11 protein-coding genes and 1 pseudogene are annotated in these 15,525 nt (G+C 60.3%); 10 read left to right on the forward strand and 2 right to left on the reverse strand.

Features of this window, described 5'->3' with window-relative positions; all coding sequences use genetic code 11:
- Positions 1-69: 69 nt before the first annotated feature.
- The 7 genes and pseudogenes from AC1DUR_RS10050 to ntrC all read left to right on the forward strand — a co-directional run.
- Positions 70-171: pseudogene (locus AC1DUR_RS10050) on the forward strand (sterol desaturase family protein); the annotation flags it as partial.
- Positions 172-293: 122 nt separating this feature from the next.
- On the forward strand, positions 294-1,220 hold the full coding sequence (locus AC1DUR_RS10055; protein ID WP_477718756.1) for an EI24 domain-containing protein: 927 nt from the start codon (positions 294-296) through the stop codon (positions 1,218-1,220).
- Positions 1,221-1,254: 34 nt separating this feature from the next.
- On the forward strand, positions 1,255-2,079 hold the full coding sequence (locus AC1DUR_RS10060) for a competence/damage-inducible protein A (RefSeq protein ID WP_477718757.1): 825 nt from the start codon (positions 1,255-1,257) through the stop codon (positions 2,077-2,079).
- 221 nt (positions 2,080-2,300) lie between these two features.
- Entirely contained in the window at positions 2,301-3,716 is a 1,416-nt protein-coding gene (gene glnA, locus AC1DUR_RS10065) for a type I glutamate--ammonia ligase (protein ID WP_477718758.1), read from the forward strand.
- A gap of 192 nt (positions 3,717-3,908) precedes the next feature.
- Complete coding sequence (locus tag AC1DUR_RS10070) at positions 3,909-4,421, forward strand: hypothetical protein (protein WP_477718759.1); 513 nt, start codon at positions 3,909-3,911, stop codon at positions 4,419-4,421.
- Between the two features lie 29 nt (positions 4,422-4,450).
- Positions 4,451-5,551 (forward strand): nitrogen regulation protein NR(II), encoded by a 1,101-nt coding sequence (gene glnL / locus AC1DUR_RS10075; protein ID WP_477718760.1) that lies wholly within the window; start codon positions 4,451-4,453, stop codon positions 5,549-5,551.
- A 69-nt stretch (positions 5,552-5,620) separates the two neighbouring features.
- On the forward strand, positions 5,621-7,117 hold the full coding sequence (gene ntrC, locus AC1DUR_RS10080) for a nitrogen regulation protein NR(I) (RefSeq protein WP_477718761.1): 1,497 nt from the start codon (positions 5,621-5,623) through the stop codon (positions 7,115-7,117).
- 191 nt (positions 7,118-7,308) lie between these two features.
- Here ntrC and AC1DUR_RS10085 read toward each other — a convergent pair whose 3' ends face one another.
- Together AC1DUR_RS10085 and AC1DUR_RS10090 are read right to left on the reverse strand one after the other, a co-directional pair.
- Positions 7,309-10,284 carry an ATP-binding protein gene (locus tag AC1DUR_RS10085; RefSeq protein WP_477718762.1) on the reverse strand — a complete coding sequence of 992 codons (2,976 nt, stop codon included), beginning with the start codon at positions 10,282-10,284 and terminating at the stop codon, positions 7,309-7,311.
- 101 nt (positions 10,285-10,385) lie between these two features.
- Entirely contained in the window at positions 10,386-12,071 is a 1,686-nt protein-coding gene (locus AC1DUR_RS10090) for an ATP-binding protein (RefSeq protein WP_477718763.1), read from the reverse strand.
- A 359-nt stretch (positions 12,072-12,430) separates the two neighbouring features.
- Between AC1DUR_RS10090 and AC1DUR_RS10095 the strand changes: the two genes are divergently transcribed.
- The 3 genes from AC1DUR_RS10095 to AC1DUR_RS10105 all read left to right on the forward strand — a co-directional run bounded on the left by AC1DUR_RS10095 (position 12,431) and on the right by AC1DUR_RS10105 (position 15,514).
- A complete protein-coding gene (locus tag AC1DUR_RS10095) occupies positions 12,431-13,048 on the forward strand; it encodes a LexA family protein (RefSeq protein WP_477718764.1) in 618 nt (205 codons plus the stop codon).
- A 339-nt stretch (positions 13,049-13,387) separates the two neighbouring features.
- Complete coding sequence (locus AC1DUR_RS10100; RefSeq protein ID WP_477718765.1) at positions 13,388-14,344, forward strand: LysR family transcriptional regulator; 957 nt, start codon at positions 13,388-13,390, stop codon at positions 14,342-14,344.
- 189 nt (positions 14,345-14,533) lie between these two features.
- Complete coding sequence (locus AC1DUR_RS10105; RefSeq protein ID WP_477718766.1) at positions 14,534-15,514, forward strand: Bug family tripartite tricarboxylate transporter substrate binding protein; 981 nt, start codon at positions 14,534-14,536, stop codon at positions 15,512-15,514.
- Positions 15,515-15,525: the final 11 nt, after the last annotated feature.

The following is a 15,525-nucleotide window of genomic DNA, read 5'->3' on the forward strand; positions in this document are numbered from 1 at the left end:
GCTGCATTTCCAGCCGGTTGCCTTGATATCCGGCGAATTCATTGCCGCAGCCTGAGGGCTTCAAGGATCCCTACGGGCGTGCGTGACCAGGTCGAAAATAACCGTGACTATGGGCGCGGCTTCTGGTCGCAGCAGTGGATGGGCTTGAAGCGGCTGGCCGGCCGCGCATGAGATGTCCCGGCGCTTTTCACATCGTGTGATGCGCCGATTCACGAGGTGGCCGTTTCACGGTGGGTGGCCCGGCGGAACATGCCGTCCCGAAGGCTGCCATGCATTGGCGTTATCCTAGCTCCATGAGCAAGCTTTTAGACTCCTTCTGGCGGGCCGCCATGTACTGCCTGCATCCCCGGGTCATCGCCCTGTCGGTCCTTCCCCTGGTGATCATGGCTGTCATCTCACTCGGCCTGGGCTACTTTTTCTGGGAAGGCGCGCTGGCCGCGGTGCGCAGCAACCTTGAAAGCTATGAACTGGTGGACATGATGGTCCGCTGGCTGGAAGGGCTGGGGCTGAGCGACCTTCGTGTGGTGCTGGCGCCTGTATTGCTGCTGTTCCTGGCCATTCCCGTCATTGTGATTGCCTCGCTGCTGTTTGTGGCAATGTTCATGACACCCGCCATGGTGGCCCTGGTGGCCGAACGACGGTTTCCGCAACTGGAGCGCAAGCGGGGCGGCTCCTTGGTTGCCAGCCTGTTCTGGTCGCTGGGCTCCACCCTGCTCGCTGTGATTGCACTGGTATTGTCGATTCCCTTGTGGCTGATTCCCCCGTTGATCCTGATCCTGCCGCCGCTGATCTGGGGCTGGCTCACCTACCGCGTCATGTCGTATGACGCCCTGGTGGACCACGCGAGCAGTGAGGAGCGGCGCCAGATTTTCCGGGAGAACCGTGCCGTGCTGCTGGGCATCGGGGTGCTCAGCGGCTACCTCGGTGCCGCGCCCAGCCTGATCTGGGCTTCGGGCGCCATGTTCGTGGCGATGGCGCCTATCCTCGTGCCGGTGGCCATCTGGCTATACACCCTGGTGTTTGCTTTTTCGTCGCTCTGGTTTGCCCACTACACGCTCGCCGCCCTGGAGCAGCTGCGCAAGAAAAACAACGCGCTGGCCCCCCATCCGCTCGCGCAGGAGGCTATTAAATCAATCGCGAACGAATTGGCGCCGACTGCTTCCGAGGGGCCGGCGCCCAGCTTCGGCTCGCTGGGCGGCAATCCCCCTGTCCGGCCTTGATGACTGTCCTGCCGCAACCTCACGACTGCCCTGTATGACCACAAACTTTGGACTCGTCATTGTTGGCGATGAAATTCTCTCGGGCAAACGTGCCGACAAGCACCTGCCCAAAACCATCGAGCTGCTGGGTGCCCGCGGCATGCAGCTTGGCTACGCCGACTACGTGGGCGACGACCCGGCCCGCATCACCGCCACCCTGGCGCGCGCCTTTGCGGCGGCGCGTACGTCTGGCGATGTGGTGTTTTCCTGCGGCGGCATTGGCGCCACACCGGACGACCACACCCGGCAATGCGCGGCCAAGGCCCTGGGCGTGGAACTGGCCCTCCACCCCGAAGCCAAAACGCTGATCATGGAGCGCATGCAGGACGTGGCGAAAGAGCAGGGGCTGCCCTATGAGCCCGACCGCGAGGACAACATCCACCGCCTGAATATGGGTGTGTTCCCGGTGGGCGCCCAGATCATTCCCAACCCCTACAACAAGATCCCCGGTTTTAGCTGCCAGGCCGGTGAGGGCGCGGTGCACTTTGTTCCGGGCTTCCCGGTCATGGCCTGGCCCATGATGGAGTGGGTGCTCGACCAGCGCTATCCCCATCTACATCAGAAATCCGCCTACATCGAAAAGTCGGTGATTGTGTTTGGCTCCATGGAGGCCACGCTGACCCCCCTGATGCTCGCTATTGAGGCAGCGCACGTGGGGGTGAAAGTGTTCAGTCTGCCCAGCGTGGATCACCCCGATTACGGCCGCCACATCGAATTGGGCGTCAAGGGCGCGCCGCAGGCGGTGAGCCTGGCTTATCCCGCCTTGCTGGCGGGCTTGCAGAAATTCCAGGTCAAATTAGGCCCTGAGTTGGTGCGCTGAGAGATTGCACCGATATGGTGCATTGATGTGATGAGCCATCTTGGTGCAAAAGCGGCGTACCTCTTTTTGAGATTCTGACTTCGCAACGACAGAATCCGCGCCAGATAACGGCACAATCAGGGGTTTGGCGAAAACCGATCAGCCATCCGCTGTGGCACAAAAAGTGCATTCACCATCCGAAGACAATTTTTTAACAACCATCCAAGCAACAGGAGATTTTGATGGCAAAGACCGTCGCAGACGTCATGAAAATGGTCAAGGAAAACGAAGTCAAGTTTGTTGACTTCCGTTTTACCGACACTCGGGGCAAAGAGCAGCACGTGACGGTGCCTGTCTCCCACTTTGACGAAGACAAGTTCACCTCGGGCCACGCGTTTGACGGTTCATCGATTGCCGGCTGGAAGGGCATTGAAGCCTCCGACATGCAGTTGATGCCTGATCCCAACACCGCGAACATTGACCCGTTCTTCGAAGAAACGACGCTGTTCATGAGCTGCGACGTGCTGGAGCCCAGCGACGGCAAGTCGTATGACCGCGACCCGCGCTCCATCGCCAAGCGCGCCGAAGCCTACCTCAAGGCTTCCGGCCTGGGCGACACCGCCTACTTCGGACCTGAGCCAGAGTTTTTCATCTTTGACGACGTGCGCTGGAACACCGACATGTCGGGCACCTTCTTCAAAATCGAAGAATACGAAGCCCCCTGGAATTCTGGCGCCAAGCTCGAAGGCGGCAACCGTGGCCACCGTCCCACCGTCAAGGGCGGCTACTTTCCCGTGCCACCGGTCGACAGCACGCAGGACATGCGCGCCGAGATGTCCCTGATCCTCGAATCGCTGGGCATTCCGGTCGAAGTGTTCCACCACGAAGTGGCTGGCGCCGGCCAGAATGAAATCGGCACCCGCTTCAGCACGCTGGTGCAGCGCGCCGACTGGACCCAGATGCTGAAATACGTGGTGCAGAACGTGGCCAATGCCTACGGCAAAACCGCGACCTTCATGCCCAAGCCCATCGTGGGCGACAACGGCTCCGGCATGCACGTTCACCAGTCCATCTGGAAAGACGGCAAAAACCTGTTTGCCGGCGACGGCTATGCGGGTCTGTCCGATTTCGCCCTGTACTACATCGGCGGCATCATCAAGCACGCCCGTGCCCTGAATGCGATCACCAACCCCGGCACCAACAGCTACAAGCGCCTGGTTCCCGGCTACGAAGCACCGGTCAAGCTGGCCTATTCGGCCAAAAACCGCTCGGCTTCGATCCGCATTCCATATGTGGCGAATCCCAAGGGCCGCCGCATTGAAGCGCGCTTCCCCGATCCACTGGCCAACCCTTACCTGTGCTTCTCCGCACTGATGATGGCCGGCCTCGACGGCGTCGAGAACAAGATCCACCCGGGCGAAGCCGCGACCAAGGACCTCTACCATCTGCCGCCCGAGGAAGATGCAAAAGTGCCAACCGTCTGCCACAGCCTGGACCAGGCGCTGGACTGCCTCAATGCGGATCGCGGCTTCCTGACCAAGGGCGGTGTGTTCACCGACAGCATGCTGGACGCCTACATTGAGTTGAAGATGGGTGAAGTGACGCGTCTGCGCATGGCCACGCACCCCATCGAGTTCGAGATGTATTACTCCCTGTAAATCAGCTCCCTGCAATCAGGGCTGCAGACTCCCGGCCACTTACTGTTGCTTACGGTTTGTGGCCAAAAAAGGACGGCAAATGCCGTCCTTTTTTATGGCTGGTGGGTAATGGGGGCGCTGACTTTGTGTTTTTACCGCTTTGCAGCATACTGATAGACCGTCCTTTGCCCTTGCGGGCATCTGGAGTTCCGAATGAAAAACACTTTATCGCTGTCCCTCTTGTCCATGCTGCTGGCCGGTGCGGGAAATACCGCATGGGCCCAGCAGGTTTACCGTTGCGTTGCCGCCAATGGTGGCGTGCCCGAGTACATCAACAACACCAAGGATGCCCAGAACCGTAATTGCAAGCTGCTGTCGGGGGGCAATGTCACTGTGGTGCAGGGCAACCCGGTGCCCAGGGCGCCTGTGCGTGTTGCTGCGGCGGCGGCTTCAGGCGGTCCGCGAACCGATGGCAGCCCGGAGCAGCGTGCGCGCGACAGTGATTCGCGCGCCATTCTGGAGTCCGAGCTGAAAAAGGCCGAAGCCCGATTGGCCGAGCAGCAAAAAGAGTACAACAACGGCGAACCGGAAAAGCAGGGCATCGAAGGACGCAACTACCAGCGCTACCTGGACCGCGTGGCTGAACTCAAGGAAAGCATCGCCCGCAACCAGAGCGATATTGCCGGCATCAAGCGCGAGATTTCGCGTCTCCCGGCCGCAAATTAAGCGTTTATCTCCACCGCTTATGGGCCAAAATGGACGGCTTGAACAAGCCACATTTACCCCCTATTTCACTCCCCGTCCCAGCGTCCCCGCGCTTTCAATCGTTTGATCTGCTGGCCACGCTCGTGGCCGTGGTGCGTACCAATGGGGTGGTGGTGTTCGCCAACGCAGCGCTCGAAGACGCGCTGGGCACCTCACGCCGCACCATTGAAGGCTCGCAGCTCCCCGAGTGTTTTACCGAACCGCTGATTCTGCAAAATGCGCTGGAGGGCGCCGGCAGCAATGAGTTTGCAGCCCTGCGCTATGACGCATGGCTCAGGCGCCTGAACCACGAGCCGATGCCGGTCCATGTGGTGGTGGCGCAAACCGATACGCCGGGCGAAGCGATTGTGGAGTTGCTGCCGTTGGAGCAGCAGGCCAAGCAGGACCGCGAGGAACGCCTGATTGACCAGGCGCAGGCCAACAAGGAACTGATCCGCAACCTGGCCCACGAAATCAAGAATCCGCTCGGCGGCATTCGCGGCGCGGCGCAATTGCTGCAAATGGAAATCGACAAGGAGCTGACCGAGTACACACAGGTCATCATTCATGAGGCGGATCGTCTGCAAACGCTGGTCGATCGCCTGCTTGCGCCGCATCGGCGACCGCATCTGGTGGGCGATGTGAATATTCACGAAGTGTGTGAACGTGTGCGCTCGCTGATCCTTGCCGAGTTTCCCAAGGGGCTGCGTGTGACGCGGGACTATGACATTTCGATTCCCGGCTTCCGCGGCGACCGCGAGCAGCTGATCCAGGCGGTACTCAATATCGCCCACAACGCGGCTCAGGCGCTCGCAGAGCGCATGGTGGCAGGCGATGCGCAGATCACTTTCAGGACCCGAATCGCCCGGCAGGTAACTTTCGGCAAGCAGCGCTATCGCTTGGCACTGGAATTGCATGTCATTGACAATGGACCGGGCGTGCCGGACTCCATCAAAGACCGTATCTTCTATCCGCTGGTATCAGGGCGCGAGGGCGGTTCGGGGCTGGGGCTGACATTGGCGCAAACCTTTGTTCAGCAACACCACGGTTTGATTGAGTGCGACAGTGTGCCGGGCCGGACAGATTTCAAGCTGCTGATACCGCTGCCTTGAGGTATGTCTTCCTCCATGGTTTGATAAATAAACGCGATAACGCGAATGGCACGAAAGGGACTGCACAACATGAAACCGATTTGGATCGTTGATGATGACCAGTCCATCCGGTTTGTTCTGGAGAAGGCCCTGCTTCGTGAGGACCTTCCTACGCGCAGTTTCACCAACCCCCGTGAAGTTCTCCTGGCGCTGGAAAACGCGACAGAGGAAGAGGGCCCGCAAGTCCTGGTGAGCGACATTCGCATGCCTGGCGGGTCGGGGCTGGATCTGCTGGAGAAGGTCAAGCAAAAGCTGCCTGGCCTGCCCGTCATCATCATGACGGCGTTCTCCGATCTCGATAGCGCTGTTTCCGCCTTTCAGGGCGGCGCGTTCGAATACCTGCCCAAACCCTTTGACCTCCCAAAGGCGGTGGAACTCATACGCCGTGCTGTGGAAGAAAGCCAGCGCGAGGAGGTGGCCGAAGAGCGCATGGCGGCCGCGCCGGAAATGCTCGGCCAGGCGCCAGCGATGCAGGACGTGTTCCGTGCCATTGGCCGCTTGAGCCAGAGCATGGTGACGGTGATGATCACCGGCGAATCGGGGTCGGGCAAGGAACTGGTGGCGCGCGCGCTGCACAAGCACTCACCGCGCGCCAACGGGCCCTTTGTGGCCATCAACACGGCAGCCATTCCCAAAGACCTGCTCGAGAGCGAACTCTTCGGTCATGAGCGCGGCGCCTTCACCGGCGCGCAGACCATGCGGCGCGGCCGCTTTGAGCAGGCCGAGGGCGGTACGCTGTTCCTCGATGAAATCGGCGACATGCCTTTTGACTTGCAGACCCGCCTGCTCAGGGTGCTGAGCGACGGTCACTTTTACCGCGTTGGCGGACACAACGCCGTCAAGGCCAATGTGCGCGTGATTGCCGCCACGCACCAGGACCTTGAACAGCGCGTCAAGGAAGGGGGGTTTCGCGAAGACCTCTTCCATCGCCTGAACGTGATTCGGCTGCGTCTGCCCGCGTTGCGCGAACGGCGCGAAGATGTGTTCATGCTAACCCGCCATTTTCTGCAGCAAAGCGCCAAGCAGCTGGGTGTGGAACCCAAGCGTATCTCCGATGCGGCGCTGCAGCAGCTGAGCAACTTCGGTTTTCCCGGCAATGTGCGCCAGCTGGAAAACATCTGCCACTGGCTCACCGTGATGGCGCCTGCTCAGGTCATTGAAGCCAAGGATCTGCCACCTGAAGTGCTGGGCGTGCCGCACGAACCAGCGCCGGGGGCGGGCGATAAAGCGCCTCTGGCGTCCGTCCCGCCCACCACGCATGGTTCCGAGCCTGTTGTTCCGGCGGCGCAGTTTTCCACGGTGCCCGCTGGCGAGCAGAATTGGGAAAGCGGGCTTGAAGCTGAAGCCCTGGCGCTGCTGGCGGCGGGTCGCAGCGATGTGTGGGATGTGCTGACACGCCGTTTTGAGTCCAGGCTGATCCAGACGGCCCTGCTCAATACGCGCGGGCGCCGGATTGAAGCCGCCCAGAAGCTGGGTATTGGCCGCAATACCATCACACGCAAAATCCAGGAGCTGCACCTGGAGTAGGAACGGCTGCACTCCATGAGTTTCCATGGGGTGCTGTCCCAGGTTCCAGTGCGTTTTTTCCAGTTTCTGGTTTCCGTCGTCAGTTTCCATCGCAATCGGATTGGCAGGGCTGCTTGGTCGATGGCTGCGGGAATGGCACGTCCGATGAGGGCCGCCGTGCGACACGGACCCGCCAGTATGCTGGCCGGCACTCAAGAGGTGGCGGATCCCTGAACCTCGGCCAGGTAGCGGTTTAGCTCCGTCAATTCCTGCTCGAATTCGATCATGCTGACCACGATGGTCTTCCAGTCGCCATCGCGGCTGGCCCGCTCGATACGTTCACAGACGTTGGCCAGCGCGAGGGCGCCGACCATGGCGCAACCGCCTTTGATGAGATGGGCCAGCCGTTTGACCTGGGCGGAGTCGTCGTCGGTCACTGCCTGTCTCAAGAGCGCGGCGTCTCCCTCATTGGCCCGTTGAAACTCGATGAAAATGTCGCGCTCGACGGCCGCATCGCCCGCAGACACCCTGGCCAGCGCCACATGGTCAATGGGCGTCCTCGCCCGCCGTGCCGCAGGAAAATAGGTGGGCGGTGTGATGGGGGCCGCGGGGATGGGCAGCCAGCGCTCCAGTTTGGCCAGCAGTTTTTTTAGCTCCACCGGCTTGACAAGGTAGTCGTCCATACCCGCAGCGAGGCAAATTTCCGCCTCGCCGCCCATGGCATTGGCTGTGCAGGCAATGATGGGGTAGTGGCGGGAGTCTGTGGCTGCTTCGCGCTCGCGTATGGTCTTGGCCAGTTCGTAGCCATCCATTTCGGGCATGTTGCAGTCTGTCAGGAGCAGCGAAAATCGGCCCGACTTCCACAGGCTCAGGGCTTCGACACCGTTTCTGGCGCTCTCCGCTGCATAGCCGAGCAGGTTCACCTGGCGCATCAACAGCGAGCGGTTGGTGGGATGGTCATCGGCCAGCAGGATGAGTGTGCCCTCTGCCTCGGCCTGTGCCACGTCGGGCGCCGTCCTGCGCGTCTCCAGACTTGCGGAAAACGAGGCCGGGACATCCGGGTTGTCTTCCGGAAGCAATGCGGGGTCCGCGATGGGCAGCGACAGGTCAAGGGTCATGGTGGTCCCTGCGCCCGGCGCGCTCACCATGGTGATGGAGCCGCCCATCAGGGCTGCCAGTCGCCGGCAAATAACGAGGCCGAGGCCGGTGCCCCCAAAACGATGAGTTGTGCTCGACTCGGCCTGGGCAAAGGGCTGAAACAGCAGCCGTTGATGCTCTTCGGAAATGCCGATCCCGGTGTCTTTCACGCTGAACCTCACCCGGTCTTCACCGTCTTGACGCTCGATCAGGTCCGCCGTGATCTCGACCCGGCCATGAGATGTGAATTTGATCGCGTTGCTGACAAAGTTGCCGAGTATCTGCCGCAGCCGTAGCGGGTCCACTGTCAGGGCAGGGCTGAGCGCCGTATCGACGCGATGGGTGACCAGCAAGCGTTTGCTGCTGGCATTGCCAGAGTAAACGTGGTGGACATCTTCGACCAGATCCTTCAGGGATACGATTTCGGGATGAATGTCCAGCTTTTGCGCTTCAATTTTCGAGAAATCCAGGATGTCGTCGATGATCCGCATCAATGACCGGCCGGATTCCCGTATGGCCTTGAGGGTGGTGTATTGGGTTCCGTTGAGCGGGGTGAGGCTGAGCAGCTCCACCATGCCCAGCACACCGTTCATCGGTGTCCTGATTTCATGGCTCATGGTGGCCAGGAAGGCGCTCTTGGCGCGGTTGGCTGCGTCGGCCTCTTGGTGGGCAAGTTCTGCCGCATTCTTGGCGCTGACGATTGCCTGGTCGGCCAGTTGCCGCGCCAGGTTTTCGCGACGAATTTCGCGGTACAAGGCAATAAAAATACAGGCCGCGACCACCATGGTCAGCAGCATGGAGGTCAGCATATAGCGCTGAAAGCGTGTCGAAGCCGCTTCGCGTTTGACCAGCAAAGCCTCTTCCTCGGCGTCCATGTTCTGGATCACCGAGAGAATGGATCGCATCGCGTTCAGGCTCCGCCCCGAGTCAATCAGGGTTTTGGCTGCACCAAACCCCTGGGTCTGGTACAGCTCGATCCCCTGGTCCAGCAGGTCGTGTATGTGGTCGATCAGCGGCTGAAGGGGCGCCAGGTTTTTAACCTGGCGGGCGTTGTCACTGATGAGAAAACCTATTGATTCGGTTTGGGCGGCTATGTTTGAGACCAGATGCCGGTATAGATCGAGTTGCTGGGTCTGGCCGGTAATCAGGTAGTTGCGCTGTGCGAAGCCCGCTTCAGAGATATCACCGTAAAGACGGCTCAGTGCGGCGCGCACCTGCTGCGTGTGGGCTACCTGCTGTGCCGAGTTTGCAAAAACCGTGGTGGCCTTGTAGGTAAGCCCTCCCCCGATCGCCAGCAGCAAAAAAGCGCCGGCAAAGCCGGTGAGGATTTTTCCTTCGATTGATGTGATCGTGAAGGAAGAGGCCGTTTGTTGTGCCATGCGCTTGTGGATTGCCAGCAGTGTGCCCGTGCTGAGAAAAATGAGGGCCACCGCCGTGTTCACCGCTACCGGCGGCAGCACAACATCCGTTGTGAGTTCGCTGGCGTTCCAGGCGTAGCCGATCGCCGAAAGCGTGCCAATGATCAGCGTCACCGCCGTTGCCAAAAATGCCGGCGTGCGCAGGCCGGATCGCGGCAGGATCAGCAAGGCCAGTCCGATGCAGGCGAAAGCCGCGGCGCTGTAAGGCGACATGCGGCCGCGAATCGCGTTGTACGCGCCCTGGCGGTCGAGGAACAGCAACTCGTCAATGCCCAGGCGCCAGCCGAACAGATACTGCCCCAAGGTGGCCAGGCCCAACATGCCGACAAGAAGCGCCAGTGCCTGCGCCCCCTGCTGAAAAAATGCCGTTCGCTGGAGGTCCAGCAACCACAGGGCAGCGCCCGCCGCGATCAGGCCCAGCGCCGTATTGGCTTTCATGTCCACCGCACCCGGCAGCACGCTCTTGAGGAGGGACACTTCCCATACCCAACCCGCCAGGACCGACAGGCCGGTGAGGAGGGTTGCACTGGCGGCCAGCCTGATGATCAGCGTGATCAGCTGTACGGCAGCACCCGGTCTGCCGGTGTCATCTCCCCGGTCACCCTGGCTGGGTTCATGCAAGGTGCTGGACATGGACTGAGCCTTGAAGTGATTCGGGCAGTGAAAAATCCTTCCGTGAGCGATGAGCCGCAAGACCGCTCAGGCCCTGAGGGCGGAGGTGAGGGCGAATGACGTTAAACAGGCAGCGCAAAATGAAACACCGCGCCCTGACCTACCTTGCCCTCGGCCCACACGCGACCGCCATGTCGGGTCACCACGCGGTGGACGATGGGCAAGCCCACCCCGGTCCCTTCAAACTCGTCATCACTGTGCAGCCGCTGAAAAATCTCGAAGAGCTTGTCATACTGGTCCATGCTGAAGCCAGCGCCGTTGTCGCGCACCGAATACACCGCTTCCCCACCGTCAAGGCGGCCACTGACTTCAATCAGGGGGCTGGGGGCACGGCTGCTGTATTTCACGGCATTGGACAGCAGATTCACCCAGACCTGGCGCAGCAGCGCAGCGTCTGCCGGAGCCGGCGGCAGCGAATCCAGCACGATGCGTGGCTTATTGCCTTCCGGATGGCGTTGCAGGATCTCGTCGATGACCTGTTGGGCCAGTCCCTGCATGTTCACGCTGGCTTTGCTGATCTCGCTCCGGCCCAGCTTGGAAAAAGCCAGAAGGTCGTCGATCAGTTTGGCCATGCTTTTGATGTTGTCCCGGATGACCGACACATAGCGCCGACCCTTTTCGTCCAGTCGGCTGGCGTAATTCTTTTCCAGCAGGCCGGCATAGCCGCCAATGACACTCAGCGGTGAGCGAAGGTCATGGGTCGCCGCGGACGTGAAGCTTTCCAGGCTTTTGTGGCTGGCTTCCAGTTCTTCAGCCCGTGCCTTCAGCGCCGCATTGAGGTCGAGGATCTCCGTTTCCATTTCTTTTTGCTGGGTGACATCCTCGGAAATTCCCAGGAGGTGAGTCGCTACGCCGTGCTCGTCCAGCACCGCCACCTTCTTGGTGCGAAGCAGGCGGACTCCCTGGTTGGCCGTCTGCAGGGGCTCTTCAGCGACTTCCATGATTCCGCCGCTGGTCAGGACTTCGCGGTCCTTGGCTACAAAATGATCGCTTTCGTCCTGGGGGAAGAAGTCATGGTCACTTTTTCCGAGCAACTGGTCGCGCGAATATCCGAGCAAGTCCTCGCCTGCCCGATTGAGCCTTACAAACTTCAATTCGGCCGCATCCTTGATGAAGATCATGTTCGGAATGTTCTCGATGATCGAGTCAAGAAAACGGTTCGCCGCCAGCAGCTCAGCAGTGCGTTCGGCCAGCTGTTCACGGCTTTCGTGAAGTTCCCTGTTGCGCTGTGCGGTTGCGTCGTAAGTCGACATCAGCAGATTGAGGATTTGCGCACGGCTGGCCGTAATCTGGTGCGTCTGGCCATGGAAGAAGATGTCCACCCCCGGGCCCTTTTCTGCCTCGGTGCGAAGGCGCTGGTTGCTGAGCGCATGCTGTACGCGTGCCAGCATATGGGTTTTGTCGTAGGGTTTGATGACAAAGCTGTCGGCGCCACTTTTGAGCCCGAGCAACACGTCATCGGGGTCCGACAGGTTGGTCACCAGAATCACCGGAATATGACAAAGATCGGGGTTGGCCTTGATCTGCCGGCACAGTTCATAGCCGCTCATCTCGGGCATGTTGACGTCGCTGACAACCAGTGCGGGTCGTATCTGCGTCGCCAATTCCAGTGCGAGCCGGCCGTTGTTCGCGACGCTGGTCTTGTGCCCCTCTTGTTCGAGGATGCGGCGCAACATGTAGGCCTGCACGCCGCTGTCTTCTGCGATCAGGATATGCGCGGGTGAAGTGGCAGGTTCAGCAGAATTCATGGTGCCACTTCCTGGGTTACTGGTAACCCGTGTATGCGAGTGGCAATTCGCCCTGAATGATGCTTGCTGTCGTGCTGTGAAAGGCGGGCGCGGCCGTGGTACTGACGTGCCGGCAGTTTTGCGAATGAGGCTGGAGGTGTCGCGTCTGGTTAATTGTTTCCATCAATTAAGCCTGCTTCCCTTGGCACAGCTCCAAAGACCATGGGGTCATCGATGGGGCTTGTGCGTGTCAGTTATTTTTGGGCTAGTTTAACTAGCATTCTTTTATCGTACAAGCAATCAGGGGTATTGCATTTCGGGGAAAGTTTAACTATCCATGAATATTTTTCTATCTTGTCGTGGGAATACCCTCATATTCCATGAGCATCCACACATTAATCCGCGAAAAACGCCGGCTGTTAGGGCTGAGCGAGCAACAATTCGCTGATGCGGTGGGCGTCAGCCGCGGTGCCGTACAACAATGGGAAAAACCAGACGGAACGGCGCCCAAGCGCGCCAATCAGCCGAGAGTAGCCGAACTCCTGGGGATTTCGGTGGCCGAGCTCGTGTCCGGCGACTCCCGCATGAGCCTGGGCCTCGATGTGCGGGCTGAAATACCTCTGATTTCCGAAGTGGAGGCGGGCAACTACACGGTCATCGACAATTTCAAGCCCCGGGGCGGCTTTGAGACGGTGCCTGTCACCGTGCCGGTCAAACGCCACACTTTTGCCCTGCGTGTGCATGGTGACAGCATGGTGGGCAGCACCGGCGACTCTTTTCCCGAAGGTTCCATCCTGGTGGTGGAGCCCGAATTGACGGCCGAGCCCGGTGACTACGTGATCGTGCTGAACAGCAAAAACCAGACCACGTTCAAGCAACTGGTCAAGGACGGCGCTGATTATTACCTCAAGCCCCTGAATACCCGTTACCCAGTCAAACCTCTGGGTAGCGCCGAAATCATCGGCGTGGTGCGCGAGTTCACCAAACGTTTTCGTTAGAGCGCCAGTGGTCAGCGGTTAGTGCTTGGTGAGGCGGCGGGCCTGAAGCCTTTGGCTGGCCTGTATGACGGCGCATTGGTTCAGGACAGTTCAAGCCCGGCCAGCACCGGCGCATGGTCGCCAGGGCGCTCGGTTTTACGCGGCTGCTCAAATAGGCGCAAAGGCATCCGGCAGCCCCAAGTCGAGCGGCGCAGTGAACGTGCTGGCGTTCTTCCAGGGTGCGGTGGTGATTCCTCGTCCTTGCGTTTTCGCAAAAATTACAGCGCTCGCATTCGCGTCATATAGTTGCCGAATCAAAAAACCATCAAAAAACCATCAAAAAACCATCAAAGGACCATCATGAGTCTTTCCGCGGCCGACATGCGGGCGCGCTGCCTGCAGGAAACGGCGCTGCGTTATTTCTTCGAGGTGGCGCGCTGCGGCTCACTGACTGAGGCCTCGGAACGGCTTCACGTGGCGACTTCGGCGATCAGCCGCCAGATTGCCGGGCTGGAACAGGCGCTGGGTACGGCGCTCTTTGAGCGGCATCCGCGTGGCATGGTGCTGAACGCGGCCGGCGAGATACTGGCAACGCACGCGCGCCGGGCGAGCCTGGATGCGGAAAGAGCTATCCATGAGATCCTTGCCTTGCAAGGCCTGCGCTCGGGCAAGGTGCGAATCGCCGCATCAGAGGCTTTTGCCAACGAATTCCTGCCGCCGCTGATCATCGCATTCAGAGCCGGGAACGAGGGCATCGTTTTCGAGTTGAATGTCGAGCCACCGGTCCAGGTTTCGGTGCGCGTTCGCGACGGCGATGCAGACATCGGATTGAGATTCAGCCGTGCCCCGGACAAGGAGATCAAGGTCGAGTACCGCCAGCCGGCGCCCGTTCTGGCGCTGATGCGCCACGATCATCCCCTGGCCCAGTCCCGGTCGGTCACGCTGGCACAGATGTGCGCCTATCCGATGGTGCTGCCTGCGCCGGACACGACGGTGCGCCAGATGATCGATATGGAGTGCAGCCGCCAGCAATTGCTGATGGAGTCCGTGCTGACCAGCAACAGCATGACGACGCAGCACAACTTTGTCGTGCATGGCGGCGGTATCACCGTCTGTGGGGAGGTGTCGGTGCGGCACCTGGTTGCTGCCGGCACGCTGGTGGTGATTCCGATCCGCGATCACGGCATGGGTTTGCGCTACATCGAGGTGCAAACGCTGGCCGGCCGCAGCTTGCCGCAAGCGGTACAGTCCTTTCTCGACTATCTCAAGCAACGCCTGTCCGAGCAGCCACAGACGGGTTGCGGCTTCGGGCTTTGATGTCACGCCGCTAGCCGTTTGATTCCGTCCGATGAGCGATAAGTCCTTGCAGTTTGCGTGCCCGGGTTTGCCGTTTCGGCAACCAAACATTGCAAATTCTCTTATTGTGGTAATGCTGAAGTCTTCCTAAGATGCCGTCGGAGCTGACTTTCCTGGCATCGCTCGCCCACAACTCAAGGAAAATTTCACATGCGTTATCTGTCTAGCTGCCTCCGCATGCTCGGAGTCGCCTCGCTCATTGCCGCAGTCGCAGCCGCCCAAGCCCAAGCTTGGCCCGAGCGGCCGGTGCGACTGGTGGTGCCGTTTCCCGCCGGCGGCGCAACCGACCTGGTTGCCAGGGTTATTGCTCAGCGCGTGTCAAGAGACATCGGGCAGCAGGTCATCGTTGACAACAAGGCCGGTGCGGGCGGCACGATAGGTTCGGCCGAGGCCGCAAAGGCGACGGCCGATGCCTATACCCTGCTATTGACGACGAGCAGCACGCATGCCATCTCGCCGCACCTCATGCCCAGGCTGCCCTACGATCCCATCAAGGATTTCACGCCGATTGCGCACCTGGCCGACGCCGCTAGCGTGCTGCTAGTGACACTGTCGCTGCCTGTGAAAACGGTGCCCGAGTTGATCGCATACGCCAAAAAGCATCCCGGCCAACTCAATTACGCCAGCAGCGGTAATGGCACCATCGTGCATTTGACGACCGAAGCCTTCAAGGCCCAGGCTGGCATTTTTATCACCCACGTGCCTTACAAGGGCACGGCATTGGCCATTCCCGATGTCATTGCCGGCTCGGTGCCGGTGCTGATCGACTCCATCCCGTCCGGCATGCCGCATGTCAAGAGTGGTCGCCTGCGTGCCTTGGCCGTTACCGGAGACAAGCGCTCCGCACTGGCGCCCGAGCTGCCGACCGTGGCCGAGGCGGGTCTTCCTGGTTTTTCATCCGTGACCTGGTTTGGGTTGTATGCACCGCGCGGCATGAAAGCTGATCTGGTGGGGCGTGTGCATGAGGCCTTCGCGAAAGCGGCCCACGCGCCCGAAGTGGTGGAAAGCCTGGCCAAACTCGGCGTTGAACCCGCCCCACTGGGCACGCCCGCACAGTTCGCCGAGATGGTGTCTGCCGACAGTCAGCGCTGGGCACGCATCATTCGCGAACGCAAGATCACCCTCGAATGAAATACGCACCC

This window comes from Polaromonas sp. P4_F4 (genome assembly GCF_056401355.1).

What these genes read in the sequence shown, in the direction of transcription:
- AC1DUR_RS10055 (WP_477718756.1), top strand. Translation starts at nt 294, where the DNA reads ATGAGCAAGCTTTTAGACTCCTTCTGGCGGGCCGCCATGTACTGCCTG.
- AC1DUR_RS10060 (WP_477718757.1), top strand. Translation starts at nt 1,255, where the DNA reads ATGACCACAAACTTTGGACTCGTCATTGTTGGCGATGAAATTCTCTCG.
- glnA (WP_477718758.1), top strand. Translation starts at nt 2,301, where the DNA reads ATGGCAAAGACCGTCGCAGACGTCATGAAAATGGTCAAGGAAAACGAA.
- AC1DUR_RS10070 (WP_477718759.1), top strand. Translation starts at nt 3,909, where the DNA reads ATGAAAAACACTTTATCGCTGTCCCTCTTGTCCATGCTGCTGGCCGGT.
- glnL (WP_477718760.1), top strand. Translation starts at nt 4,451, where the DNA reads ATGGACGGCTTGAACAAGCCACATTTACCCCCTATTTCACTCCCCGTC.
- ntrC (WP_477718761.1), top strand. Translation starts at nt 5,621, where the DNA reads ATGAAACCGATTTGGATCGTTGATGATGACCAGTCCATCCGGTTTGTT.
- AC1DUR_RS10085 (WP_477718762.1), bottom strand. Translation starts at nt 10,284, where the DNA reads ATGTCCAGCACCTTGCATGAACCCAGCCAGGGTGACCGGGGAGATGAC.
- AC1DUR_RS10090 (WP_477718763.1), bottom strand. Translation starts at nt 12,071, where the DNA reads ATGAATTCTGCTGAACCTGCCACTTCACCCGCGCATATCCTGATCGCA.
- AC1DUR_RS10095 (WP_477718764.1), top strand. Translation starts at nt 12,431, where the DNA reads ATGAGCATCCACACATTAATCCGCGAAAAACGCCGGCTGTTAGGGCTG.
- AC1DUR_RS10100 (WP_477718765.1), top strand. Translation starts at nt 13,388, where the DNA reads ATGAGTCTTTCCGCGGCCGACATGCGGGCGCGCTGCCTGCAGGAAACG.
- AC1DUR_RS10105 (WP_477718766.1), top strand. Translation starts at nt 14,534, where the DNA reads ATGCGTTATCTGTCTAGCTGCCTCCGCATGCTCGGAGTCGCCTCGCTC.